General features: G+C 69.0%; 20 protein-coding genes and 4 pseudogenes. 15 read left to right on the top strand and 9 right to left on the bottom strand.

What is annotated here, in order from left to right; all coding sequences use genetic code 11:
- Positions 1 to 169 precede the first annotated feature (169 nt).
- Positions 170 to 1,201 carry a hypothetical protein gene (locus AVL59_RS21790; protein WP_237281601.1) on the top strand — a complete coding sequence of 344 codons (1,032 nt, stop codon included), beginning with the start codon at positions 170 to 172 and terminating at the stop codon, positions 1,199 to 1,201.
- A gap of 754 nt (positions 1,202 to 1,955) precedes the next feature.
- On the opposite strand, the gene AVL59_RS21785 is transcribed toward AVL59_RS21790, so the two are convergent.
- Positions 1,956 to 2,924: an EamA family transporter gene (locus AVL59_RS21785; protein WP_067307021.1), complete on the bottom strand. Its 969-nt coding sequence runs from the start codon at positions 2,922 to 2,924 to the stop codon at positions 1,956 to 1,958.
- Positions 2,925 to 3,150: 226 nt separating this feature from the next.
- Positions 3,151 to 3,370, bottom strand: a pseudogene (locus tag AVL59_RS54595) (sigma factor); the annotation flags it as partial.
- Positions 3,371 to 4,314: 944 nt separating this feature from the next.
- On the opposite strand from AVL59_RS54595, the pseudogene AVL59_RS56875 reads away from it, so the two are divergent.
- From AVL59_RS56875 to tsaA, 8 genes and pseudogenes are all read left to right on the top strand, one after another.
- A pseudogene (locus tag AVL59_RS56875) lies at positions 4,315 to 4,903 on the top strand (IS701 family transposase); the annotation flags it as partial.
- Between the two features lie 412 nt (positions 4,904 to 5,315).
- Positions 5,316 to 6,143 carry an IS5 family transposase gene (locus AVL59_RS21780; protein ID WP_067317599.1) on the top strand — a complete coding sequence of 276 codons (828 nt, stop codon included), beginning with the start codon at positions 5,316 to 5,318 and terminating at the stop codon, positions 6,141 to 6,143.
- 684 nt (positions 6,144 to 6,827) lie between these two features.
- Positions 6,828 to 7,829, top strand: a complete 1,002-nt coding sequence (locus AVL59_RS21775; RefSeq protein WP_067307019.1) for a DUF1259 domain-containing protein — start codon at positions 6,828 to 6,830, stop codon at positions 7,827 to 7,829.
- 211 nt (positions 7,830 to 8,040) lie between these two features.
- A pseudogene (locus AVL59_RS48750) lies at positions 8,041 to 8,519 on the top strand (transposase); the annotation flags it as partial.
- A 17-nt stretch (positions 8,520 to 8,536) separates the two neighbouring features.
- Positions 8,537 to 9,427, top strand: coding sequence for a menaquinone biosynthetic enzyme MqnA/MqnD family protein (locus AVL59_RS21770; protein WP_237281599.1), 891 nt, complete (start codon positions 8,537 to 8,539; stop codon positions 9,425 to 9,427).
- A gap of 294 nt (positions 9,428 to 9,721) precedes the next feature.
- Complete coding sequence (locus AVL59_RS21765; RefSeq protein WP_067317595.1) at positions 9,722 to 10,654, top strand: NAD-dependent epimerase/dehydratase family protein; 933 nt, start codon at positions 9,722 to 9,724, stop codon at positions 10,652 to 10,654.
- A complete protein-coding gene (locus tag AVL59_RS21760) occupies positions 10,651 to 11,592 on the top strand; it encodes an RNA polymerase sigma-70 factor (RefSeq protein WP_067307016.1) in 942 nt (313 codons plus the stop codon). The genes AVL59_RS21765 and AVL59_RS21760 overlap by 4 nt, the downstream gene beginning before the upstream one ends.
- A 253-nt stretch (positions 11,593 to 11,845) precedes the next feature.
- Positions 11,846 to 12,250, top strand: a complete 405-nt coding sequence (gene tsaA / locus AVL59_RS21755; RefSeq protein ID WP_067307013.1) for a tRNA (N6-threonylcarbamoyladenosine(37)-N6)-methyltransferase TrmO — start codon at positions 11,846 to 11,848, stop codon at positions 12,248 to 12,250.
- Here tsaA and AVL59_RS55650 read toward each other — a convergent pair.
- From AVL59_RS55650 to AVL59_RS21745, 3 genes are all read right to left on the bottom strand, one after another.
- On the bottom strand, positions 12,234 to 12,359 hold the full coding sequence (locus tag AVL59_RS55650; protein ID WP_257785099.1) for a hypothetical protein: 126 nt from the start codon (positions 12,357 to 12,359) through the stop codon (positions 12,234 to 12,236). The two genes, tsaA and AVL59_RS55650, sit on opposite strands and share 17 nt — an antisense overlap.
- A 276-nt stretch (positions 12,360 to 12,635) precedes the next feature.
- A complete protein-coding gene (locus AVL59_RS21750) occupies positions 12,636 to 13,988 on the bottom strand; it encodes a serine/threonine-protein kinase (protein ID WP_237281598.1) in 1,353 nt (450 codons plus the stop codon).
- 687 nt (positions 13,989 to 14,675) lie between these two features.
- Positions 14,676 to 15,278: a recombinase family protein gene (locus AVL59_RS21745; protein WP_237281597.1), complete on the bottom strand. Its 603-nt coding sequence runs from the start codon at positions 15,276 to 15,278 to the stop codon at positions 14,676 to 14,678.
- A 75-nt stretch (positions 15,279 to 15,353) separates the two neighbouring features.
- Between AVL59_RS21745 and AVL59_RS21740 the strand changes: the two genes are divergently transcribed.
- Positions 15,354 to 15,893, top strand: coding sequence for an ArsR/SmtB family transcription factor (locus tag AVL59_RS21740; RefSeq protein ID WP_067307010.1), 540 nt, complete (start codon positions 15,354 to 15,356; stop codon positions 15,891 to 15,893).
- Complete coding sequence (locus AVL59_RS21735) at positions 15,890 to 17,176, top strand: MFS transporter (RefSeq protein ID WP_067307008.1); 1,287 nt, start codon at positions 15,890 to 15,892, stop codon at positions 17,174 to 17,176. Before AVL59_RS21740 ends, AVL59_RS21735 begins: the two co-directional genes overlap by 4 nt.
- Before the next feature lie 8 nt (positions 17,177 to 17,184).
- On the opposite strand, the gene AVL59_RS48745 is transcribed toward AVL59_RS21735, so the two are convergent.
- Positions 17,185 to 17,984 (bottom strand): IS5 family transposase gene (locus AVL59_RS48745; protein ID WP_237281881.1). Its coding sequence is split into 2 segments (ribosomal slippage): positions 17,185 to 17,646 and positions 17,649 to 17,984, totalling 798 coding nucleotides; the frame shifts between segments, so codons are not numbered across the junction.
- Positions 17,985 to 18,135: 151 nt separating this feature from the next.
- Here AVL59_RS48745 and AVL59_RS50650 point away from each other — a divergent pair.
- Together AVL59_RS50650 and AVL59_RS21715 are read left to right on the top strand one after the other, a co-directional pair.
- Entirely contained in the window at positions 18,136 to 18,390 is a 255-nt protein-coding gene (locus tag AVL59_RS50650) for a hypothetical protein (RefSeq protein WP_099053101.1), read from the top strand.
- Positions 18,391 to 18,463: 73 nt separating this feature from the next.
- A pseudogene (locus AVL59_RS21715) lies at positions 18,464 to 18,709 on the top strand (transposase); the annotation flags it as partial.
- A 300-nt stretch (positions 18,710 to 19,009) separates the two neighbouring features.
- On the opposite strand, the gene AVL59_RS21710 reads toward AVL59_RS21715, so the two are convergent.
- Positions 19,010 to 20,482, bottom strand: a complete 1,473-nt coding sequence (locus AVL59_RS21710; RefSeq protein WP_067307004.1) for an FAD-dependent monooxygenase — start codon at positions 20,480 to 20,482, stop codon at positions 19,010 to 19,012.
- A 105-nt stretch (positions 20,483 to 20,587) separates the two neighbouring features.
- Between AVL59_RS21710 and AVL59_RS21705 the strand changes: the two genes are divergently transcribed.
- The gene (locus tag AVL59_RS21705) at positions 20,588 to 21,199 is read left to right on the top strand and encodes a TetR/AcrR family transcriptional regulator C-terminal domain-containing protein (RefSeq protein ID WP_067307001.1); all 612 of its coding nucleotides are present in this window, start codon (positions 20,588 to 20,590) and stop codon (positions 21,197 to 21,199) included.
- 897 nt (positions 21,200 to 22,096) lie between these two features.
- Here the strand turns inward: AVL59_RS21705 and AVL59_RS21700 are convergent.
- Entirely contained in the window at positions 22,097 to 22,540 is a 444-nt protein-coding gene (locus AVL59_RS21700) for a MarR family winged helix-turn-helix transcriptional regulator (protein ID WP_067306998.1), read from the bottom strand.
- Between the two features lie 119 nt (positions 22,541 to 22,659).
- Here AVL59_RS21700 and AVL59_RS21695 point away from each other — a divergent pair, with 119 nt between their 5' ends.
- Positions 22,660 to 23,064: a nuclear transport factor 2 family protein gene (locus AVL59_RS21695; protein ID WP_067306994.1), complete on the top strand. Its 405-nt coding sequence runs from the start codon at positions 22,660 to 22,662 to the stop codon at positions 23,062 to 23,064.
- Between the two features lie 553 nt (positions 23,065 to 23,617).
- Here the strand turns inward: AVL59_RS21695 and AVL59_RS21690 are convergent.
- A complete protein-coding gene (locus AVL59_RS21690; RefSeq protein ID WP_067306991.1) occupies positions 23,618 to 24,013 on the bottom strand; it encodes a hypothetical protein in 396 nt (131 codons plus the stop codon).
- Positions 24,014 to 24,015: the final 2 nt, after the last annotated feature.

The raw sequence follows: 24,015 nt of genomic DNA, 5'->3' as shown, positions 1-24,015 counted from the left end.
CGGATGTGATCAGCGCGGGCGACAGGGAATCTTGGACCGTCGGCAATCCGAACATACGGGGGTCACGGTGGATGTTCCTGCGAACTCGGAGGTAGGCGGCGCTCCTGGGCCACCGACCGCGAGCTTGGGGCGGATGTTGTGGTGGCGGCGGTGGCCCAGGTGGACGCCCTTGGCCGCTGCATCGTGGGGCGTGCTGTACGCCGCTGTCGAGGTCGCGTGGGCGGCGGCGGGCATCACCGTGCCGTGGAAGGAGCACGCCTCGTTCGCGCCGGCGGTCCAACTTCTCCTGGCGGCCCTCGCCGTCCTGGCCAGCGGGGCTTGCCTGGCCAGTACCCGAACACTTGCCAAGCCTGGCCGGGCCGCGGTGGCGACGGCGCTGATCGTGACGATCCCGGTGTTCGTCGTGGGGACGAATGGCCTGCCGATCTACTTCGTGACGCTGGTAACGCTCTCGGGGATCGAGAGCGCCACAGGTTTGGCTCAGGTGCTGTTGAACACGCTCGGCGCCGCGCTTCTACTCCTCGTCGGCCTGTCGTACCGCCGACGGCTGCGTGGCGACTGCCCGCGATGCGGGCAGCCACACACCGGCACCAGCGACGGACCGCTTGCTCACCCAGCTGTCTCCCCGCCTCCGAAGCGGACCCGCAAGGCGGTGTACCTGCTCATGTGCGGGCTACTGCCGTGGGCAGGAGTCAAAAGCATCTGGACGCTGGGCGGCAACGCACTTGGCGTCTCGGGCGTGGACTGGCAGAAGACGACGAGCGTCGGCGCGTCGGGGCCGTCGAAGGCGGCTGCGGCGGCGGGGATTGACGTGACCGTGCTGGCTGCGATGGTCGGGGTCTTCCTGCTGCTGGGGCTACTGCACGCGTGGGGGCAGGTGTTCCCCCGCTGGACGCTGATCCTGTCCGGACGACGGGTCCCGCGCTTGCTGCCATTGATCCCGGCATGGCTGACCGGCATCCCTTTGACGATGTACGGGGCCGTCCTCACCATCATGGCCCCACTCATCGCCGTCGGCGTGCTGCCCGAGATCAAGCCGTCCCCGCCGTTCACCACCAGCTCGGGGATCACCTGGATGGTCGAGTTCGGCGGCCTGGCATTCGCCGGTCTGGGCATCGGCCTCGTCGTGGCCGCTCGCTCCTATGCCGCCCGCACCCGCCCCGTTTGTGCCAGCGCCACAGCAAGGAATCGGCCCGAGTAGCCGGGCACCGGAATGTCAACTTCCTGCCGACGACAGACGTGCGGCCGAGGGCAGTTCCCGGTCGAAGGCGCAAGAACACCCGTCAGGCCGACTGGGCTTCCGCCGATAGCCTCGACGCCGTCTCTTTGATGCTGTCGAACAGCCGAGCTCCAAGGTCGTGCTCCAAGCAGCGTGGTTGGTGGCTCACCACCGGCTGTGAGTACCCAAGTGATGTGACGGCGTTGTCCAGGCGGCCGTTCGGCGATCTCCGCGGAAGTCGGGGACGCAACTGAACCCGCCGTACTCGGTAACGACCGGGACCATGGGCGTCGGGCGGAACGTGGCTATGGTCACTGTCAGGTGCACGGCGCTTTCCAGGCGGAGGTGGCGGCCGAGACCGTGAGTGCGAGAGGGCTCCCGCCGCGCGTCGCGCAGCACCGGCCGCCCGGGCCTGTTGCAGGGGTACGGGACGCAGTCGGCGCGGCGCCGGGAACATGCGCCGCTGCTCGGCTGGTGCTGCTCGGGTAGTCGTGGAGGTCTGCGATGCCTCGAACCATCTGGTCAGGCGCCTCTCGTTCGGGCTCGTCACTTCTCTGAACTAACCGTCCGCCTCCCACCAGGCACTAACCCGTGAGCGGTTCGCCCCGGACTGCCGGCTGTTCGGGCTCCGGCATCGGCCGGTCGGCCGGCCTTGACGCAGCGATGGCGCCATACACCCCGCTGAGGGAGGGCTCAGTTCTCACTTGCGCCCGGCCCCTGTGCGCCGGAGCCAGGATCAGCCACGCGCGGCCGTAACACTGTCCTCCTCGTGAGCGGCGCCCGACTCAACGGCAGAGACACTCACGTTCCGGGCGCGCGGCTCCTTCTTCGAATTCACCAGGGTTGCAGCCACGGAGGCGCTGGCGACTGCTGCGATACCGAGCCATTGCGGCCAGCAAAGGTGCTGCCCCAGGACGGCCAGGCCGAACACGGCTCCGGCAGCTGGTTCCAGGCTGGTGAGGACGCCGAAAACCCGCGGCGGGATCCGGCGCAGTGCTTCGAGGTTGAGGGAGTAGGGCAGGACGCTGGAGGCGACCGCGACCACTGCAGCCACCCACAACACGTGCGGATCCAGCAGCGCTGTTCCACCGTGCAGGATGCCGTACGGTGCGCTCACCAAGGCGGCCCAGGTGAAGACGAGCGCCAGTCCCTGGCCTCCGTCGGTCAGCCTGGCCATGTGGGCGGAGACGAGGATGTATCCAGCCCAGCAGCAGGCCGCCACGGCGGCCAGGACGATGCCGCCCGGTGACAGGGAGGCGGTGCCGCCTCCGCTCAGCAGTGCCACGCCGCCTGCCGCCACGCAGGCCGGCACCAGGTCGGCCAGGCGCCGGGAAGCGGCCAGGGCGATGGCGAAGGGGCCGAGGAACTCGATCGTGGCGACGACGCCGAGCGGGACGTTGCTTTCCACCGCCGCGAAGAACGCGATGTGATGGCCGGCCAGCAGGGTGCCCGCGCCGAGCATCGCCGGCCAGGCTCCCTTCATCCGCTTCAGAGCCGCGCGCCGCGGCCGCCACATCACGCACAGCAGTACGCTCGCGATCAGCAGGCGCAGGAACACCACTCCGGCGGAACCCACCTGGGAATACGCACGGGGAGCAAGTGCCGCGCCGAACTGGATCCCGCAGACTCCGGCCAGGACCAGACAAGAGGCGGGCACCTTGCCCGCCACGGCCGAGATTCCCTGGGGTGCACTACTGAGTTGCATCGTTTTCGTCCATGATCGAAGGCTCTGAAGGCACGAGACGTCCGGAGCCGCTGTGTGGTACCGGGCGCAGCCGGAGTGCCTGCCGCGCTCTGGTCGGGGGGTGTGTTCGTCTCAGGCGACGTGCAGCAGGAGCTTGCCGGTGGAGGTGCGTCCGCCCATGAGACGGACGGCCTTGGCCGCGCCCTGCAGTGGGAAATCCGCGGTGACAAGCAGGAACACGCTCCCTTCGGGCCCGGCGCTTGCCGACGGCCAGTGTGTCGAGGCAGACGTTGATAGGGACTCGACAGACCCACAACCGCAGCGACAACCATTCCTCGAACCGGTCGAAGCTTGTACCAAGCCCGGACCATGGTCTCCTGCACGGCGTCTTCCGCCTCGAAGACCGATCCCAGCATCCGGCAGCAGTAGCCGATCAACTCAGCTCGCCGCCACTCCAATCGGACCACCGCCGCTTCGCGTCCGGAACCGACTTCACCGACTTCAAAACCGTTCGCTCCCGCCCCCTGACGCACACAGAACCCACACGACGCGCGCTGTCGAGCGGACCCGGGGCCCGGCGCCTGCACCACTCGGCAGCTCCGCCGACTTCGCCCACCGAAGCAACACGACCTGCCCGGGCAGGATAACTTCCGCAGTTTCGAGGGTACTCACGGCGCCGCTTGCAACGGTTCAGCGAGCGTCAGCGAAACGCCATAGCACCGCCCACCACCGCCGCCAAGGCGAGATCCACATGCGGTTGCCGGTGAAACCGTAGCGGACCGCACATGCCGTCTGTGGGATCGGTCCCCGGGACCGGGTGCCAGCACAGGCCGTATACGGGTTGCAGGGCGCCGTGTCTGGACGGTCACCAATTCCGTGGCCCAGGCAAATCCCGGCCGGGACCGGATAGGCCTGTTCACCTGCTGAGCGTCTCCAACAGCGACGGAAACAAGGACTCTTACACTCCCTCTTCACGCCGGCCACAGACACCTCCTGCTTTCGCCATCACCTGCCGGACAACCCGTTTCGTGAAAGCACGAGGTTAAGAACTGGGACCAGAATGAGTTCCCGCATGACTGGAAATGATGATGCATCAGTTCCCGTTACACTTGCCACCTAGAGGGGTGTGCGCTAGCACTCCAGCAGGATTTGCTGTCTGACCTGCGGTTTTCGCTGGGCGGCTGGAATGTAGCGGGCCGTGGAGTGGTCAGGGGTGGCCGTCGACAAGCCGCCCCTCGATCGTGCGACAGCGCCGCAGGTAGTGACAGCGTGCCGGGCAGCCTCCCCACGTGATCACCGCGCGTGTTGCCGAGCAGTGGGACCTGGAACTGGACGACGTCTTCGTGACCATCGGCCATCGCTTCGGCAGGGTGGAACTACGCCGCCGAACACGCTCGGCGAGAACGATGGCGTGCTGGCCGTGCCCAAGTCCCAGTTCACCGTGGGCTGTCCCCGCATCGACGGCCTGTTCGCAAAGGCCCCGGCCGAAGCTGGGAGAAGACCTCATGCGGAGACGGCGCGAAGGGCCCTCGCTCCTACCACTGGGCAGCAGTCCGGCTGCCGGCCGTCGCCGAGTTCGACTACCAGGGCGAAGTCCCTCACCGGATGCGGTGGGCACCGGCCCGTCGCAGCATCCGCAAGCCCGACGAGATCGCCTACTACCTCGCTTACGCCCCTTTGGAGACCACTGTTCAGGAGCTGGTGCAAATCGCCCGGACGCACTGGGCGATCGAGGAGCGCTTCCAGGCCACAAAGAACGAGTGCGGCCTGGACCAGTACGAAGTCCGTCGCTACGTGAGCCAGTACCAGCACATCACTTTGTCCATGCTCGCGCACACCGTCCTGGCCACCACGGCGCACCAAGTCCGGGAAAGGGGGCGGCACCGGTGGGACAGCCGCGGCAATCGAGTTCACAGTGGCGGAGGTTCGGCAACTCCCGGCAGCTTGTCGCCCCCGGCCGCCCCACCTTCGTGGCCGCCGAGGACGACACCACGCGCTGAACCGGTCGAACTGGCGCCGACGACGTCAAGCACTCGCCCACCGCTGCCACTGCCCGCGGCGCTGTCGCACGATCGAGGGGCGGCCTGTCGAAGGCCACCCCTGACCACTCCACGGCCCGCTACACTCCAACCACCCGGCAAAACCCGCAGGCCAGACAGCAAAATCCTGCTGGAGTACTAAGAGGTCGTTTTCACCCTCAATGTGAGGTTCATTCTGCGATCTTTGGTGTGGGTTCGTCGTTGAGCCGGGTCTTGTGGAGTGAGTGCGGCGGATGCGCTGCGTGGGGTGACGCCTGAGACGCAGTGCGGCTTGCGCCTGTCTCATCCCGAAATATCCGTCGCGCGGTCCGTGCTCCCGCCGCTCACGGTGCACGCCTGGGCGAACGCCCCCGAACGGCGGTACGCCCAGGTCATGGCCGGACGTCGTCCGTATCCGAGTGATCTGTCCGATGCCCGCTGGGCGTTGATCGAGCCGGTGCCAGCCGCCTGGCGGGCCGAGAGGCGCCGGTCTGCGCTGAACATCGGACGCCCGCCGGAGCACGACCTGCGAGAGATCATGAACGCGATCCTGTACGTCGACCGCACGGGGGTCCAGTGGCGCTACCTGCCGCACGACTTCCCGCCCTGGGAGACCTGCTACGGCTACTTCGCCAAGTGGCAGAAGGACCGTGTGTTCGCCCAGCTCACCGGCGTGCTGCGCCGGCTCCTCAGGCAGCAGGAAGGCAAGGTCGCGGAGCCGTCCGCGTGCGTGATCGACGCACAGAGCGTGAAGACCTCCACCAGCGTCCCGGCCGCCGGGCAGGGCACGGATGCGGCGAAGAAAGTCGTGGGCCGCAAGCGGAGCATCGTCACCGACACCCTCGGACTGCTGCTCGCGGTGCTGGTCACCGCCGCGAGCGTGCAGGACTCCGCCGCCGGCACCCACCTGGTCGACCAGGTCGCGGCCTCTCACCCCACCATCCGAAAAGTCTGGGTGGACGGCGGCTACCGCCAGCACCTCGTCGAGCACGCCGCCACCTTCGGCATCGACATGGAAATCGTCCAACGCGCCCCCGGGATCCGGGGATTTACCCCACCCCTCAAGCGCTGGACCGTGGAGCGGACCTACGGATGGCTGATGTTCCACCGCCGCCTGGCGTGCGACTACGAAACCCTCCCCGCACGCTCCGAAGCCATAATCGGCCTCGCCATGACCGACCTCATGGCCCGCCGCCTCGCCGACGAGGCAACCATCTCGTGACGTGACCCGATATCACAGGATCAAACACCAATTCCGGGATGAAACATCAGGAGAAAACTACCTCTAAGAGCTGATGCTGATCCCCGGATCGTGGGCGGGCGTCGTGCCGACGCCGGCACCCGACAACCTAGCCGGGCTGGCGGGGGGCAGCAGCGGCTCGACTCTGCATTCAAGGGGCCGGGCCCCGGGAGCCCGCGACGGGTACAGCCCAGTCCCTCCCGCCACCGGGCGGGGTCGGAGCCATCGAGCCACTCTCGATTTCAGGGTTCGTCGACCTGGGCCAGGACGAGGCTTCTCCGGCTCCAACTGCTCCCATTGGATCGTGGGCCGGGAACGCAACATCGTCGCGGACACGCTCGGCCTGCTGTACCGTCCGCAAGGTGCGGGGCGACCGCGAGCGACTACGAAACCCTCCCCCGCACGCTCCGAAGCCATAATCGGCCTCGCCATGACCGACCTCATGGCCCGCCGCCTCTCCGACGAGACCACCATCTCCTGGCGCGGCCCCGCAAGGCCGCACCAATCGCAGATTCCGGGATGAAACAACGGGAGAAAAGGCCCTCTCACAACCCCGACCAGCCCGGGATCCGTCAGTTGAGTATTAGCCCAGCGGCGGGATACAGCTGTGCCGGTCACCGGTTGACACGGTTTCCAGTGCTTCCATCGCGCCAGGAGGCACATGATATGAGTGACGAGCGATCCCAGGACACCCGGTCCCGGCTCACCGCGTCCCGGCGCCGTGTGCTGGCCGCGGCCGTCCTTGCGCCCGCAGCCACCGGTGAGCCCGCCCGGGCTCGCGCCCTGTCCACCAGGCCTGGGGACCGCGCCCTGGTCCAACCGGTGATGACCAGGCTGGCGGACTGGGCGGACGTCAGTAAGGCGCTCGGCCGGTCCGGTGACATGAGGCGGTTCATGTACCACACGGCCCTGCCGCGCCAGGACCTCACGGTCTCCTCCCGCGGCATTCTGATCAAGCCCGCACTCGCCCTGGGTACCCATGTAGCCTTCGTCCGCTACGCAGACCACAGCACTCTCCTGATGGGCGACGCCGTGGTCACCGAACGCGAACTGCAGCACTTCTGTGACGTCCTGCAGGAGCACGGGATCATGCAGACTGCCATCCACAAACACCTGCTCGCCCACAAGCCGGATGTCTGGTGGATCCATCTGCACGCGCACGGCCACGATCCGGTCGCCATTGCCCGTGGCCTGCGCGCTGCATTCGACTGCACCGGTACTCCACCCGCCGGACCCGCCACCTCCTCGCTACCCGTCGGCCTGGACACCACCGCCATCGACGCCGCAATGGGCGTCAAGGGCGCCCCCGACGGCGAGATCTACAAGTGCACCTATGTCCGCCGCGAGACCGTCGCCGACGGTGACATGGCTCTGCCTGCGGGACTGGGCTCCACAACCTCCGTCAACTTCCAGCCGCTTGGCGGAGGGAGGGCCGCCCTGAGCGGCGACTTGGCCATGATCGCCAGCGAGGTCCAGCCCGCCCTTGCAGCCCTGCGACGCGGCGGCGTTGAACTCGTCGAGGTGCACCACCACAACCTCACCGACGAACCACGCCTGTTCTTCGTCCACTTCTGGGCCGTCGGCGAAGCCGTCAGGCTCGCCAGGGCCATTCGCCGAGCCGTGGACACCACCAACGTGGTGCCCATGCCTGGAGAAACCGGCTCATGACCACGGACGACACGACATCACCTCCCCGCCCGGCTTCAGCTGAGCGCTGGATTTAGTACTCCAGCAGGATTTTGCTGTCTGACCTGCGGGTTTCGCTGGGCGGATGGGGTGTAGCGATCCGTGGAGCGGTCAGGGGTGGCCTTCGACAGGCCGCCCCTCGATCGTGCGGCAGCGCCGCAGGTAGTGACAGCGTGCCGGGCAGCCTCCCCACGTGATCACCGCGCGTGTTGCCGAGCAGTGGGACCTGGAACTGGACGACGTCTTCGTGACCATCGGCCATCGCTTCGGCAGGGTGGAACTACGCCGCCGGATGCGCGACTACGTACGTGGGTTGCTCGCCCCGGTGGCCCGAAAGAACTGCTGGCAACTGGCCGAGCAGGCAGGTCACGCTACTCGCCGCACGGCCAAAGTTCCCAACGGGCGGGGGTTCGCTACCAAGGGCGAACTGGCCCGACACATCGTGCCGCGGTCCCTCGCCTCACCGCTGCCCATCGCCTGGGTCACCACCGACGCCGCCTACGGTCAGGAGAGCCGCTTGCGCCGACTGCTGGAACAGTCGGGCGTCGGCTACGTGCCGGCCGTGCCCAAGTCCCAGTTCACCGTGGGCTGTCCCCGCATCGACGGCCTGTTCGCAAAGGCCCCGGCCGAAGCAGGGAGAAGATCTCATGCGGAGACGGCTCCGAAATCCCCTGTCGTAGCATTCCGTTGTGGAGATCGGACACTACGCCGACCGTGAGCGGCGCCGCCCGCGTTTGGGGCACACCGGGTTTCTCGACTGCGTGCCGCTGTTCTGGGGGCTCGCCCGCACCGCTGCGCTCTTGGACGTCGATCTGGTGGCGGATACCCCGGACCGTCTCGCCCGGCGGCTGCTCGCGGGCGATCTCGATATCGCGGCGGTGCCCGCCGTCACCTATCTGCGGCATAGTGAAGAACTGCTCGCGCTGCCCGGCATCGCCTCCGGAAGTGACGGGCCGATGATGTCGTCCGTGCTGGTCAGCAACGTGGGCTTGGACGAACTGCGTGGCGCCACCGTCGCGTTGGCTCCCGCCGGCCCCACCTCCCGGCGCCTCGCGCAGCTCCTGCTGGAGGAGCGGTACGGCGTGGTCTCACGGTACGTGCCCGGTTCCCGGGACCCGGTCTCCGTCCTGCGAGGCGCGGACGCCGCTGTGCTGTTCGGGGATGCGGCGCTGCACGCCGCGGTGTCCCGGGGCCGGACGCCCGCCGGGCCGCGGGTGTACGACCTCGCCGGGCTGTGGCGCGAGTGGACCGGTCTGCCGTTCGTCTTCGCGGTCTGGGCGGTGCGCCGCGAGGTGGCCCGGCGCCGGCCGGTCGCCGTCGCGGCGGCGCACCGCGGTCTGCTGGCCGCCCGCGACCTCGCCCGTGCCGAGAACGCCGAGCTCGCCGCCCGCACCGCCCGCTGGGAGCCGTTCGACGTGCCCACGTTGGAAAGCTACTTCGGCCACGCGCTGGACTACTCGTTCGGGGCTCGCCAAGTGGCCGGACTTGCGGAATTCGCCCGCCTTACCGGCCACGGTGTTCCGGCTCTGGTGTCGGGCGAGTGGTTCCCCGTGGCGGGTGACGAGAGCACGGTGGCGTGACGGCGGCAGGGTGACCCGCTGCCACCGATCCGCGCCCGCCTGCCGCGATGTGGCCTCGCGGCTGCGCGTTTGCCGTGCATGACGGCCTGATGAACAGCTGGAGCCTGCGGGTGCCGGACGGTGAGGCGGAACGCTACGGGAGGGAAGTACGCCGTCCGGCGGTGGGCGAGACGGTCGGCCTGTGGCCGGGCCGCCGCCGTATTTCTCCGGTCTCCTCGCCGCTGGTGTCACAGGGAGCGGGGCTGTCTCGTCTTGGGTGGCAGAGATACGCGTCCGAAGCGGAAGGTGATGGTCATGCGGGTTTTCGTGGCAGGCGGAACCGGGGTGCTGGGGCGGCGGCTGCTTCCGCGGCTCGTCGCCCGCGGGCACCAGGTGACCGCGACGACGACCAGTGCGGCCAAGTTGGGACTGCTGCAGCAGCTGGGCGCGGAAGGGGTCGTCATGGACGGCCTGGACGAGGTTTCGGTCGGCCGGGCGGTGGCCCAGGCCCAGCCGGACGTGATCGTGCACCAGATGACCGCGATCTCCCCGGCCCACGCCGGCAAACCCGACATCAAGCACATGGACCGCTGGTTCGCCACCACCAACCGACTGCGGACCGAGGGCACGGACCACTTGCTGGCCGCCGCCGAGGTGACCGGCGCACCCCATGTCGTGGCACAGAGCTACGCCAACGGGAACGGCATCCGCGAAGGCGGCTGGGTGAAGACCGAGGAAGACCCGACAGACCCGATGCTGGGGACGTCCGCCGCCCCGGGAATGGCGGCTGTCCGACATCTCGAAGAAGCGGTCCTCAAGGCCGACGGGGCGGCCTTGCGCTACGGCGGGTTCTACGGGCCGGGTGCCACGGACGACCAGGTGGAGCTCATCCGCAAGCGGCAGTTCCCGCTGGTGGGGCGCGGCACCGGCTACAGTTCGTGGGTGCATGTCGACGACGCGGCGAGCGCGACCGTCATGGCGGTGGAGCAGAAGGCGCGTGGCATCTTCAACATCGTCGACGACGAGCCGGCCCCGGCGAGCCAGTGGCTGCCGTATCTGGCCGCGTGCACGGGCGCGAAGAAGCCGATACGCATGCCCGTATGGCTGGCGAAGCTGTTCGCCGGCGAGGTGGCGGTGACGATGATGACCGAGGGGCGCGGCTTCTCCAACGCCAAGGCAAAGCGCGAACTCGGCTGGGAGCTGCGCTACCCGTCGTGGCGGCAGGGCTTTGACGAGGAGCTGTCGTGACGCGGACGGAGGAGTTCGAGGAGCTGCGGTCGCTGCTGTTCGCGATCGCCTACCGGATCCTCGGCAGTGTGAGCGAGGCGGAGGACGCGGTGCAGGAGACCTGGCTGCGCTACGAGACCTCCCCGGCGCAACCGGCGTCGGCCAAGGCGTTCCTGTCATCGGTGGTCACCCGGATCTCGATCGACGTCCTGCGGTCGGCGCGGATGCGGCGCGAGGCGTACGTCGGGCCCTGGTTCCCCGAACCGCTGCTGACAGACCCCTACCAGGACCCGGAGCGTTCCACGGAACTGTCCGACTCGCTGTCGATGGCAGCCCTGCTGCTGCTGGAGCGGTTGAGCCCGGTCGAGCGCGCAGTGTTCGTGCTGCGAGAGGTGTTCGCGTTCGGCTTCCCGGACATCGCCTCCACGGTGGGGCGCTCCGAGGCGGCGTGCCGGCAACTCGCGGTGCGGGCACGCCGCCACATGGACGCGGGCCGACCCCGGTTCGAAGCAGACCGCAAGGAACGCGAGGAGCTCGCGACGCGCTTCTTCGACGCCTTCCGCGACGGCGACGTCGACACCTTGCGGGAACTCCTCGCCGACGACGTGCAGATGGCCGGTGACGGCGGGGGCAAGGCCCCGCTGTGGGGCAAGGAAGGCGCCTTCGGTATCGACAACGTAGCGCGCCGGGTCGCCGTATTCGCCCCGCTGTTCACCGGAGTCGGCGGCGTCGTGGAGCTACGCGAGGTCAACGGCCAGCCCGGCGCGATCCTCCGCGCCCGGGACGGCAACATCCTCGGCACGTGGGCGCTCGACATCCTCGACGGCCGGATCCAGGCCATCCGCACCGTCATCAACCCCGACAAGCTCCGGCACATGGGCCCTGTCGCGGACGCCTGGGCGATTCTCCGCGAAGCGAGCCTGACCCGCCGATCCTCGCGACAGCCGGACAGCGCCTAGCACGGCGGCAGTCGCATCCACGGTTTCGGCGGTGCCCTTATGGCAAACACATCTACCACAAGGACAGCATGACGCTGCGCGTTTCCGAAGGCGGGGGCCTCCCCCGAGCCCGCCGCATCGCCCGCGGCCGGATGCGGATGGCGGCGACGGCCACGATGCGGCGCCCTGGAGCCGGAACCAGCCAAAGCCCCAGAGGCCACCGGGCCAGTTGCCTCCCCCTTGCCGGCCCGACCCAGAAGAGGATCCATCGCTCTTGACCACGTACACCTTGCGCCCGATCGGACACGTCGAATCGACGCTGACCGACCGGACGGCAGCACCCCGGCAGCCCGATGAGGGAGCCCCCGACGCCTGGCTCGTCTTCGACGACCGGTACGCCCCCGCCCTGGAAGGCCTGGCCCCAGGCACCGACATACTCCTGCTCACCTGGCTCGACCGAGCCGACCGGGACACACTCACCGTCCACCCACGCGGCGACGCCACCCGCCCTTGCACAGGCGTGTTCACCACCCGCGCGCCCGACCGGCCCAACCCGATCGGCCTGCACACCATCCACATCCTCTCGATCACGGACACTCGCGTGCACGTCCGCAACCTCGAAGCCCTCAACGCAACCCCGATCCTGGACATCAAACCCCTCCTCACCCCGGGCGGGTGATCGCGCAGCGGCGCGCGCCCTTGCTGCCCAGCAGCAAAGAGCCGCGTGAGCGCTGGCGGGCGTCGGTCTCCTTGTCGGTGGAGTGGCGCAGGTATATCCGGTCGGCCATGGGCGCCTGGGCCTTCCTCGGGTCGGCCGGGCGGGGCCCGGCGGCGGTCTGCCGCCCGCCCTTGGGTGCGAATTGGGGAGGCTGAAGGGCGACAGGATTCGAATGCATCGGCGTCCCGTTCCCGCAGGTGGACAGGCCGTTCCGATCGGATTCGCGACTGGTGGCGGAATCGACCGATTTGACCCCAGCGAGTCATCTGACTGGTCGGGAGCTGGCAGCGGTCGTGCTGTCAATTTCCGAAGTCGCCTGCATGGATGTCCGAAGTCGTGTGCGTGATCACGATCCGGTTGCCCATGTCGAGCTCGAACGTGCCGCTCGCCGGGTCTTGATGTCGCGGTAGCAGTACGCCGCGATGGTCAGGACAACCACCATGAGGAAGGGCCACCTTGCTGAGAGGTCCAAATGATCCCGGTAATGGATCGCAATCTTTACGAGGTTCACCGGGATGGCCGCCACGGCCGCGTACCCCGTCCCGCGCGTCAGGCTTCTGGAGCGCGGTGTGAGTACTGCCGTCAACACCCAGGTGAGAGCCAGGGCGACCGGAACCCCGATGTCCGACGAGGCGACGGCCAGCAAGGTGAGGAGCAACCATAGGCATACCGGGAGGACGAATCGTGTCGCACGGCCACGGCGTGCCGGCGTATGCGTCGATGCGGTGTCCGGCCGTGGGGGGAGGCTACTCGCTCTGCGGGTGGGGGCCACAGGCGGAAGCGGAATCGCTGCTGTCATGGAGGGGGGCTGGGCGGCCCCTCCTGCTGGTGGCGCGGGGCCTCCGACGGGCTCAGGTGTGCGGTCGAGGTGTCGTAGTGCCTGGGCGAGGTCGGTGGCGTTCGGGTATCGCTGATCGGGGTCCTTTTCCAGCAGCCTCAGCACGAGGTCGTCCCACGCGGAGGGGACGCCGGTGGATACCGAGCTGGGTGTGGGCGGCTCTTGGGTGATGTGCGCCGAGAGGTATCCCACCGTGTCGGGGGCCTGGAAGGGCAGCCGGCCTGTGATCAGCTCGAAGAGGAGGCAGCCGAGGGCGTACAGGTCGCTGCGCGGTTCTGGGAAGCCGCGTGCTTGTTCGGGCGCCATGTAGGGGGGTGTGCCCACGATGAAGCCGGTCTGGGTGAGCCGGTCCGCGGTCGCATAGGGGTCGACTGCCCTCGCGATGCCGAAGTCGAGGACTTTCACGGCGCCGGAAGGCGTGATGAGGATGTTGGACGGCTTGATGTCCCGGTGCATGATTCCGGCTGCATGCGCCACGGCAAGCGCGTCAGATATCAGCGAGCCCCATCGGGCCGCGTCCGCCAGGGTGACGACACCTCGGCGCAGCATCGTGTCCAGGCCCTCGCCTCGGACCAGCTCCATCACCAGGAACGGGACCCGTTCGTTTCCCGCGCCGGTCTCGCCGAGGTCGTGGATGGTCACGATGTCGGGATGCTGCAGTTGGGCGGTGATCCGTGCCTCGCGCAGGAATCTGGCGCGGGCCTCGTCGCCGCGGCTTCCGCCACCGGCGAGCAGGGAGATCACCTTGACCGCGACGTTCCGGCCCAGCGTCTCATCCTGCGCCTCCCATATGTGCCCCATTCCGCCCTCGCCGAGCTGCCGCACCAACCGGTAACGGTCCCCGAGGAGCTGATCTCGCATCGCCACGCCTCCCCCGTTTCAAACATTCCTGTCCCTCCTGCTGCAGCGCCGGCGTGATGGGGATCAGGACGCGACCGCGAGGGCGGCATGCCCCAGAAACCCGCCAAACGGCAAAGGAGTTCGCCAAGGCGGCCACCCTGGTCCGGATCAGCTTTCCATGTCCGGCGCGTCTTTGGCAGCACAGCGGTGCCGTCGAGCGCTGCTCGCGCCAGGTTTCCGCTTTGTCCGATGATTTCGACCTGCTGCGGGTCAGGAGTCGGGGTCATTGCGCGCCTCCGGACGGCGTGGCGGAGGCTGCCCGAGGTAGCGGTGGAGTGAGGTCTTGGGGATTCCGGTCTGGTTTACGAAGGCATACAGGCCTGCGTCCCCAGCTCGACCGGGTAGGGGCTGATTCGCTGGGCACGGGCGAACTCCTCGGGGGCCTGGCGCAGGCGGCCACAGCCAGCACCGTCCAGGCCCGCGGCGAGCGGCCCCAGGGGTGTACTCCATCTCGCGGAAGGCGAGCAATCCGTAGCGGTCATCATGGATCTCCACGAGGGCCTCGGCCTCATCGCGCATCCGAGGCTCGGTCAGGCTATCGGCCCACCGCACCTCCCCGCGGGCACTGCCAATCCACTCGATACAGACCCGGGTGTGAGTAGTTGAGGTACAGAAAGTGCCGCTGAGATTGATCTTGCTCGGGTCCGCCTACTGCGCGGGCTCTTCGAGCTGACGGGGCACGGCGCCCGTGCGTAGTTCGCGCAGGTCGGGGATGTGGTTGTAGAGAGTGCCCGGGGAGACGCCGAGGAGCTTGGCGATCGAGGTGATGGAACGGCCGGGGTCGAGCAGCAGGTCGCGGGCGGCCTTGAGGACTTCCTCGGTGGCGACGGTGGGGCGTCCGCCGACCCGGCCGCGGGCGCGAGCGGCGGCCAGGCCCTCGCGGGTGTCCTGGACGATGACTTCGCGAATGAACTCCGCGAGGGCGGCGAAGACGTGGAAGACGAACCGGCCGCCGGGGGTGATGGCGTCCAGGTTCTCGTGCAGCGAGGTGAAACCGATCTCGCGCGTACGGAGTTCAGCGACCATGTTGATGAGGTCTTGGAGGCTGCGGCCGCAGCGGTCGAGCGTGGGGACCACGAGGGTGTCTCCGGTGTCGAGGAAGGCGTGGCACGTCTTCAGCTCCGGGCGCAGGTCGGTCCTGCCGGACAGGACTCGGGCGGTGCGGCCGAGCTTCCGCGACAGACGGAGCGAAGGCGCCAGGGTGCGGGGTGAGCGAGTTCGAGAAGGAGAGCGCGGCAGCGAAGGGCTCACGTGCTGGACAGCCGCTTCCGGTAGCCCGAAAAAACTCCCTTGCCAAATGGTCAAGAATCATTGACCATTGGGCGCATGCCTACCGATGATCTTCCCGAGACGTTCCACGTCACCACTGACGAGCAGCTACGCGCCGTCTCCAATCTCACGCGTCACCGGATCATGGCCGTGCTCCGCTTCGAGCCCGCCACGATTACGCAGATCGCCGAGCGAGTGGGCCTTGCGAAGGGAAGTTCCAGCTATCACGTACGGCTGCTGGAGCGAGCCGGCCTGGTGAAGGTGGTGCGAACTCGGAAGGTCCGGGGGGTCACCGAGCGGTACTACGCAATGGCCGCGCGGGCGATCGTGCTGCCGGATCCGGGTGAGGGAGGCCCGGATGTGCTGATGCGGCATGCGGTGGCGGACCTGGAGGCAGCGCCGGTGGATGGCGAGCGGCATGTGCGGATGGCGCATCTGCGGCTCACCGAGGAGCAGTTCGCGGAGCTGGGGGCGCGGCTGCAGGCACTGGCGGACGAGTACCGGGAGCTGTCCGATCCGTCGCTGCCGGACGCGTCACTCGTCTTCGCACTGTTCCACCCGGCATCGCGCGAGCAGGCCGAAGGGGACGCCAAGTGACCTCAGACGTTCGGAAGCTGCCGACCGGGTTCGGACGGCTGTGGACTGCGCAGACGGTGTCCTCGCTCGGTGACGGAGTGTCGCATGCCGCGCTGCCGCTGCTCGCGTTGACGTTGACGCGGGATCCGATGGCGCTCGCCGTCGTCACGGCCGCCGGAACGCTGCCGTGGCTACTCTTCGGGGTGCTCGGCGGTGCGCTGGTGGACCGCTGGGACCGTCGGCGCACGATGTGGGTCACGGACGCGGCGCGTGCGGTGCTGCTCGCGATACCGGCGGCGGCGGCCGCGCTCAACGTACTGAGCATTCCACTGCTCACGGCCGTCGCCTTCCTCCTCGGCCTCGGCGGACTCTTCTTCGACACGGCCGCCACGGCCTATCTACCGGATCTGCTCGGCCGCGACCCCGCGCTCCTGGAGCGTGCCAACTCCCGCCTGCGCGGCACCCAGACCGCCGCGTCCGGCTTCGCCGGGCCGCCCGCGGGCAGTGCCCTGCTCGCCCTCGGGCGGGCGTTCCCGCTGCTCGCCGACGCGGTCTCGTTCACGCTCTCCGCACTTCTCATACGGTCGCTGCCTGCCGCACCCCGGCCCGTACCGCAGGCCCGTGAGTCGCTGCTGCGGCAGGCGCGGGCCGGCGCCTCGTACGTATTCCGGGATCAGTTGCTGCTCGGGCTCGCGCTGCGTCCGGCGGTCGGGAACATCGCCTTCCTCGCCGTGGAGACCGTACTCGCCCTCTTCGCACACGACCGGCTCGGCATCGACACCTTCGGCTTCGGCCTGCTCCTCACGGCGGAGGCCACCGGCGGTCTGCTCGGCGCGGGCATCGCCTCCTTCCTCGGCCGACGACTCGGCACCGGCGCCGCGCTGACCTGCACGGCCGCGGTCGAGGGACTCGCCATCCTGGGCCTTGCCGCCGCCCCGAACCCGTACGTCGCCGGCCTCGCGCTCGCCGTCTGCGGCGCGGGCATGGGCGCCACGATGGTGCTAGGCCCCTCCCTCCGACAGGCGATCGTCCCCGCCCACCTGATGGGCCGGGTCGCCTCCACCTCCCGCATGCTCGCCATGTGCGCCGCCCCGTTCGGCGCCTTCCTCGGCGGCTGGCTGGCCACCACCTACGACGTACGCACCCCGCTCTACGCCGCCGCCGGCCTCCTCCTCACTATGACCACCGTCACCGCGACCATGACCAGCAACCGCCGGGTCGAGGCGGCGCTGCGTGCCGTCGCCCCAGCCGATGATCCAGATCACCCGGAATCCCGGGATCCCGTTCAGGAACGTGCGATTTAGAAGTCATCTCATTTGGTGAGTCTGCGGTAGCAGATGAGGGTGCAGGCGATGCTGGTGAAGGCCAGGAAGTGTTCGGCTTTGCGTTCGTAGCGGCGGTGGAGGCGGCGGCATCCGGCGAGCCAGGCCATGGTGCGTTCGATCGTCCAGCGGTGGCGGCCCAGCCGTGTGGAGGGCTCGATGCCTTTGCGGGCGATGCGATGTCGGATGCCGCGGCTGCGTAACCATCGGCGCAGGTGGTTGTAGTCGTAGCCTTTGTCGCCGTGGAGTTTGGCGGGCCGTCGTCGGCGCGGTCCGCGCCGGGAGCGAATGGGTGGGATGCCTCGCACGAGCGGTTCGAGGGCCTGGCTGTCGTGCAGGTTGGCACCGGATATCCCGACGGACAGGGGCAGCCCGGTACGCTCGGTGATCAAGTGGATCTTTGAACCGTACTTGCCGCGATCCACCGGATTCGGACCTGTCAGGTCCCCTTTTTCAGGGCTCGCATGTTCACCGAGTCGATCGCGCAGCGAGACCAGTCCAGTTCACCGCGAGAGCCGAGTTCGTCGAGGACCAGGCGATGGAGCTTCGCCCACACCCGGGCCTTCGACCACTCGGCGAAGCGCCGGTGAGCCGTGGGCCCTGAAAGCCCGAACGAGGCGGACGGCAGTTGCTGCCACGTGCAGCCCGACGTGGCCACGAACACGATCGCAGCCAACACCTCCCGGTCGCCGTGCCGGCGCCGGCCACCACCCTGAGGCCGACTCGGCGCCTCCGGAACCACTCGCTGGAACAACTCCCACAGCTCATCCGGCACAAGCCGCTCAACGATCCCCACATCTGGAGCCTATCGAACACCCCAAATGAGATGACCTCTTAGAGCTCCGCGAGGTCGTTGAGCCAGTACTAAGAGGCCCTGACAAAGGCGCCGGACGTGTCGGTGGGTGATCAGGCAGGTGGTGAGGCCGAGGAAGGCTTCGTGGATGTCGTCGCGTCGTTCCCAGCGGCCGCCCGCTCCGCCGTCGGCGGAGCTGCCGGACCATCCGGCCTATCAGCAGATCATGGCGGTGTTCGCCGCAGCCGAAGCACCGTTGCGGGCCCGGGCGGTGTGCGAGGCGATGGAGGTGGAGATCGCTCCCAACAACATCAACAACGTCCGCCTGAAGCTCAAGCGGCTGGCCGAGCGCGGGATCCTGGCCGAGACCGGGCAGGGGTTATTCACCCGGCCCCGGCCATAGCCGCCCCGCGAGCCCGCGACCAGGCCGCTTGCCCCAACCGAAAGGGCAAAGCGGGCGTCAAATCACCAGCGAGCCTGTGCAGTTTCGGCTCTCCAACCTGCCCGCTGACATCCCGCTGACCACCCTGGTCCGCCTGGCCAAGCTCCGCTGGAGGATCGAGCACGACTACCGAGAGATGAAGCAGGCTCTGGGACTTGCCCACTTCGAGGGCCGCACCAGGACAGGCTGGCATCACCACGTCACGCTCGTCTTTCTCACCCACGCCTTCTGCACCCTGCAACGGCTGGCACAGTCCCCCAAAGACTCGGCGCCGGTCTGAGCCTCTACCAGGTCGTCCGCGACTTGCAGACACTCCTCGTGCTCTAGGCCGGCGCCTGTCCAGCCTGCCACCGCAACATACCAACCGCCGCACCTACCTGATCAAGCCCTACTAGCCTCTGGCCGGGGTGAGCCCCCAGAACACGCACGCCTCCAGCCTTCGGCCGGGAGGTGTCCCGCCTTGCGATGCACGCATGGATGGGGGTGCCCCCGCTGGGGCTGGGGAGTCACGCGCTGATCCGGCCTGCTCCGTTAGAGAGGGGCGCCGAGCGGGTCCGGCGGGTGGGCTCCCCGAGCGCGCTCAGCGGCACAGGGTGCGCAGGGCGGTGAGGCAGTCCGCGGCCCGGCGCTGGGGGTCGGTGTCGGCGCTGGCCCAGGCGATCCGGGCGTCCGGTCGGATCAGAACGGCGGTGACGTCCCGCCAGATCGGGTCCGCCGCTTCGATGTTGACGGTGACCGTCCGCTGTTCCAGACCGCCCGCGGAACACGGCGTCCGCGTCCCGCCGAGGTCCAGCAGCAGTGGCCGGCCGTGGTGCATCAACGGGTGGGCGGTGGGTGCGTCGGCCGTGTCCAGGGCGAGGCCGGCCAGTCGCGTGCCGTTCAGCGGGTGCGAGCCGGGTGCGGTGTCGGCGGGGATCGGGTCGTCGAAGCCGGCGATCCGGCGGGCCCACTGGCGGTTGGTCTGCGGTTCGGCCAGCGCGGCGGACCAGACCTCGCGCAGCGCGATCTGCTCCGGGCTCGCCGCGGCGAACAGGGCGAGCTGCGCGCGGGTGTTGTCGATGACGGCGCGGGCGGCCGGCCGGCGCTCCGTGTCGTAGCTGTCGAGCAGTCCGTCGGGCGCCCGGCCCTGGAGAGTGGCGGCCAGCTTCCAGCCCAGGTTGGTGGCGTCCTGGATGCCGAGGTTCATGCCCTGGCCACCGGCCGGGAAGAACATGTGCGCCGCGTCTCCGGCCAGCAGCACCCGTCCGGCTCGGTACCGTGCGGCCTGGCGGGTGGCGTTGCCGTAGCGCGACAGCCACCGGGGGTTGCCGATGCCCAGGTCCCGTCCCAGTAGCGTGCGGGTCTGCTCGCGCACCTCCTCCAGAGTCAGTGGTTCACCGGCGCCGTGGTGCATGGTGGCCGTGGAGAGGCCCGCCAGCCGGTGGACGCCGTCGCCGATCGGGGCCGCCAGGAACGAACCGGCCGGCCCGGTGGCGGCGAGCGGCGCGGTGGGCGGGTCGTCGAGCTCGACGTCGGCGAGCCACCCGGTCAGCGTGGTGTCCTGACCGGGGAAGTCGATGCCGGCCGCCTGGCGCACCGCACTGCGGGTGCCGTCGCAGCCCACCACCCAGCGGGCCCGCACGGTCCGGTGGGTGCCGCCGGCCCGGACCACCGCCTCCACGGCGTCCGGCCCTTGAGTGAGCGAGACGACCTCCTCCCCGCGCAGTACCCGGGCGCCCACGGCAACCGCGTGCTCTTCCAGGAGCTGTTCGGTGACGGACTGACCGAGCGCCAGCATGAACGGGTGCACCGCCCCGACTGTGGAGAAGTCCAGCCGGGTGGTCGCCGCCCCGAAGTGGCCGGTCGGCACCGGGGTGCCCCGTTCGATGAACCGCTCCGCGAGTCCGCGGGTGGCGAAGGTGTCCAGCGTGCCGGCCTGCATACCGACAGCGCGCGACCGTCCGTCCGGTGCCGCCCGGCGTTCCACGACGGTCACCTCCACCCCATGCAGGCGCAACTCCGCGGCCAGCCAGAGCCCCACCGGGCCGGCCCCGGCGATGAGCACGTCGAGCATGACAACCACTTCCTCTCAGCCTTGTCCATTGGATAAGGATGAGCATGCCCTATAATTGTCCATTGGACAATAGGGGTTCGGAAGTCGACCAGGAAGGCGCATCGGATGGGTACGACACGGGGCGAGATCGTCGCTGCCACGCTGGCAGTCCTCGACGAGCACGGGCTGGACGGCGTGACCATGCGCGCCGTCGCGGCCCGGCTCGGCGTGCAGCACAACACCGTCCGCTGGCACGCCTCCAGCAAGGGCCGCCTGCTCGAACTCGCCTCCGACGAACTCCTCGCACACTGTCTCGACGAGCCGCTGCCCGAGGCGTTCCCCGACCGGCTCAAGGAACTGAGCCGCCGCTGCCGCGCGGCGCTACTCTCCCACCGCGACGCCGCCAGAATGGTCGCGGGCGTCTTCGCAGCCGAGCCCCGCACGCTGCGCTACGCCGACACCGTGATCGCCACCCTGCTGGCGGCCGGCCACTCTCCGCGCACGGCCGCGTGGACCCACTGGACGATCTTCTACCTGACCCTGGGCCTCACCCAGGAACAGCAGGCCGCCCAGGAAACCGCACCGGCCCTCCTCCCGGACCAAGTCCCGGCCGACACCTACCCGGCCCTGGCCGAGGTCCTGCCGTACGTCGGCCCCGACAACTTCGACCAGCGCTTCGAATTCGCCCTCGACCTGATCATCGCCGGCCTTCCCCAGGCCGAAAGGCCAGTCGGCTAGCGGTCGTGAAGAAGAGTTCCCGCTGGACAGACGGCCTGCGGGGCTCGGTCAGCTCCAGCAGTCCCGCACAGAGCGGGGTACGGCGCCGCTTGCAAGCCAGCCGGAGCACGTAGCCGGTCGGCGCACTCGGGTGTGCGACGGTGGAGTGTCCAAGCAGGCCGCCCCACGAGCCGAGCGTGAAGAAACACGACCGCAGTGGGTACAGCGTGGCTCGTGATCGCCGCGCATCCTCGAATCACCATCCCTTGCAAGAGCCGCAGCCAACGACATTCGACCTCGGAGATCGCCAGCGTCGGTCATTTCGGTAAGACGGGTGATCACCGGCTGGGGGCGGATCCTCCAGGGCGGTGGTCGGGCGGGTGTGGACGTCGGTGGTGGCTTCGCGGGTGACTGGGTCGGGGTCGTCCAGGTGGGCGGCGTTCAGTTCGGCGGCCGGGGCCAGCACCGGCGCCGGGTTGGTGGCGGTGCGCAGGTGGTGCATCTGGGCGGCGGCGCGCTTGCCCGGGGTGGCGGCCTGGTGGGCGGGTGGGGATCAGGGAGTGCAGGCCGCGCGGCGGGGAGCTGGTCACTGCCCTGTTCTCCCGGCTCCGGCCAGGCTCCGGTGCCACATCAGGTTTTGGCGGCCTGGCCGGCGGCGGCCGCCTCCTTGAGACGGGTGGCGCACCGAAATCTCAGCCGGTCTGGACTGGTGCGTGCGGATGCGATGTGCCGTCTCGATCGGATGGACAGCCAGAGAATCGCGCCCGGATCTCGCTCGGACGCCGCATGGTCGAGTCGGGCGGGTGAGGGGCATCCCGGCGTTGCGGTGCGGCGGCGACGCGGCCGAGCGCAAGGCCCGCGCCCCGGGCCGAGGCGCCGCCCCGAGCGGGTGGGGTGGCGTCAGGTTCCCATTCCGGATCAGGTGAAGGGGCCGTCGGTGACGAAGCGCTGGAGGTGGTGGGCGAAGGTGCGGGCTTCGGCGGGCGGCCAGGAGGCCAGGGATGCCTCGATGTGCGCGGCGAGGCGGCGTCGGGTGACGTCCACGGTCTGCTGCCCGGCCTCGGTGAGCGCGAGCAGGGTGGCGCGCCGGTCGCGGGGGTCGGGATCGCGGTGCAGGAGGCCGGCGTTCTCCAGGCGGGTGGCGCGGCGGGTGACGCCGGAGCGGTCCAGGCCGATCTCGCCGGCGAGGTCGGCGGCGCTGCGCGGGCCGGTGCGGGCCAGCCCGCTGAGGACGGGGTAGGTGGTCTCGTCCACGGCGTCGCCCAGGCCCTCGGTCAGGCGTTGGTACAGCTGTGTCCGGGTGTCGCGCTTGAGCAGCGCTGCCAGTGCGTCGGCGATCTCGTGTCCTACATCGTTCGGCATGCCCTCCAGACTAGCGTGCGCTGCGCACGCAATCTGTAGTACTCTTCAGATGCGTGCTCAACGCACGCAAATCTCTGATCCGGGAACCCGTGTTCCCCGACCCTTCTGTGAGGACCGCCATGACCACCACCGCCTTCCGTACCGACGTCGTCTCCGCCATGACCGATCTGCTCTTCACGCCGGGGCTGGAGCTGTCCGAGGCCGTGGACCGGCACTTCGCCCCGGACTACCGCCAGCGCACCGACGGCCGTTGGGACGACCGCAGCGAGTTCACGGCCCACATCGCCCACCTGCGCGGCATCGTCGCGGGTGGCTCGATCCGGGTGCTGGACGAACTCGTGCAGGGCGACCTGTACGCCGACCGGCACATCATCGATGTCGACAAGACCGACGGCTCCTCCGTCCGCATGGAGGTCTACCTCTTCGGCGAGTTCGCCGCCGACGGGCGCTTCCGGCGCATCGAGGAGACCACCCTGATGCTCCAGGGCACCGACGGCGACCGCAACATCGGCAGCGCTCGGTAGGCCGCGTCCGCAGGGGTTCGTCGAAGTGCAGGTGGAGCATCTGGGCGGCGGCCCGCTCGCCGGGCGCGGCGGCCTGGCGGGCGGTGGGCGCTGTCCAGCACCTCCGGGGGCACCGGATCGCTCGGACCGGGACGGGAGCAAGGGCCCGGCCCGATTGGCATAGCCCGTTCGCAATCGGCTGTCTGGCGTGGTCAGGAGCTCCGCCACGTGGCAGTGAAGCGGCTTCGGGGCACGGACAGCTCTCACATTCGATGTCCTGATCGGGCATCGCCAAGCCTTCCCCTGGCCGCTGTCAGCACGCCGGCAGCTCCCGGTCAGGCTGCACAGCAAGTCGCTCTCGTAGGGCTTCTGTTGCGGTCGCTCACGGAGCCGCTTCAGCACAGCCGAGCCCCGTGATCAGCCACAGGTCCGCAGAGCTACACGTTCAGACGACGACAGAACCGACATCAGCTCACGTATCACCCTCTCAGCCTCACGACGTGTCGGCTGGCGGCTGTCTCAGAGCGGTGTCATTTCCTCAGACGGTCCAGCAGGCTGCAGCCGCCCGGAGGTGTCACGAACCTGCATCGGCAGCCATCCGTTCCACCCATGCACGCACGGTCACTGCTTGTTCGATGCGGCTGACGATGTCCTTCTTGGACGCCGTGTCCAAGGTCTCGGGGATCTTGTCGAAGGTGTCGGGAAGGACATCGAGGAGACCCCAGATCTGTTCGCCGGTGCTGACGGTCAGCAGTTGCTGGCACCTCCACTGCAGCGGCGCCTCGGGACGGTGCGTGAGCCGCTGCACGAGCGTAGGGAACAGGTAGTGCGTCGCCTCTGCGGCGAGGTGCTCTTGGAGCCAGTCAACCGGGAGACGCTGGCTAAAGCCGTGCATGGCGGCCTCTTGGGCCAGGTCCAGGAGCTGAGCGGTGTCGACGGCTCGGACAGTGCGGGGAAGAACTGGGGCCATGC

The sequence above is a fragment of the Streptomyces griseochromogenes genome (assembly GCF_001542625.1).
GTDB classification, from domain to species: Bacteria; Actinomycetota; Actinomycetes; order Streptomycetales; family Streptomycetaceae; genus Streptomyces; species Streptomyces griseochromogenes.
The sequence above is the reverse complement of the archived record's forward strand: the minus strand, read 5'-3'. Positions and strand labels throughout refer to the sequence as shown.

Coding starts and splice junctions, on each gene's coding strand:
- AVL59_RS21740 (WP_067307010.1), top strand. CDS start 15,354: ATGCCTACCGATGATCTTCCCGAGACGTTCCACGTCACCACTGACGAG.
- AVL59_RS21765 (WP_067317595.1), top strand. CDS start 9,722: ATGCGGGTTTTCGTGGCAGGCGGAACCGGGGTGCTGGGGCGGCGGCTG.
- AVL59_RS21775 (WP_067307019.1), top strand. CDS start 6,828: ATGAGTGACGAGCGATCCCAGGACACCCGGTCCCGGCTCACCGCGTCC.
- AVL59_RS21695 (WP_067306994.1), top strand. CDS start 22,660: ATGACCACCACCGCCTTCCGTACCGACGTCGTCTCCGCCATGACCGAT.
- AVL59_RS21785 (WP_067307021.1), bottom strand. CDS start 2,924: ATGCAACTCAGTAGTGCACCCCAGGGAATCTCGGCCGTGGCGGGCAAG.
- AVL59_RS21705 (WP_067307001.1), top strand. CDS start 20,588: ATGGGTACGACACGGGGCGAGATCGTCGCTGCCACGCTGGCAGTCCTC.
- AVL59_RS21780 (WP_067317599.1), top strand. CDS start 5,316: ATGGCCGGACGTCGTCCGTATCCGAGTGATCTGTCCGATGCCCGCTGG.
- AVL59_RS21710 (WP_067307004.1), bottom strand. CDS start 20,482: ATGCTCGACGTGCTCATCGCCGGGGCCGGCCCGGTGGGGCTCTGGCTG.
- AVL59_RS21750 (WP_237281598.1), bottom strand. CDS start 13,988: ATGCGAGATCAGCTCCTCGGGGACCGTTACCGGTTGGTGCGGCAGCTC.
- AVL59_RS55650 (WP_257785099.1), bottom strand. CDS start 12,359: ATGGCCGACCGGATATACCTGCGCCACTCCACCGACAAGGAGACCGAC.
- AVL59_RS21690 (WP_067306991.1), bottom strand. CDS start 24,013: ATGGCCCCAGTTCTTCCCCGCACTGTCCGAGCCGTCGACACCGCTCAG.
- AVL59_RS21700 (WP_067306998.1), bottom strand. CDS start 22,540: ATGCCGAACGATGTAGGACACGAGATCGCCGACGCACTGGCAGCGCTG.
- AVL59_RS50650 (WP_099053101.1), top strand. CDS start 18,136: ATGTCGTCGCGTCGTTCCCAGCGGCCGCCCGCTCCGCCGTCGGCGGAG.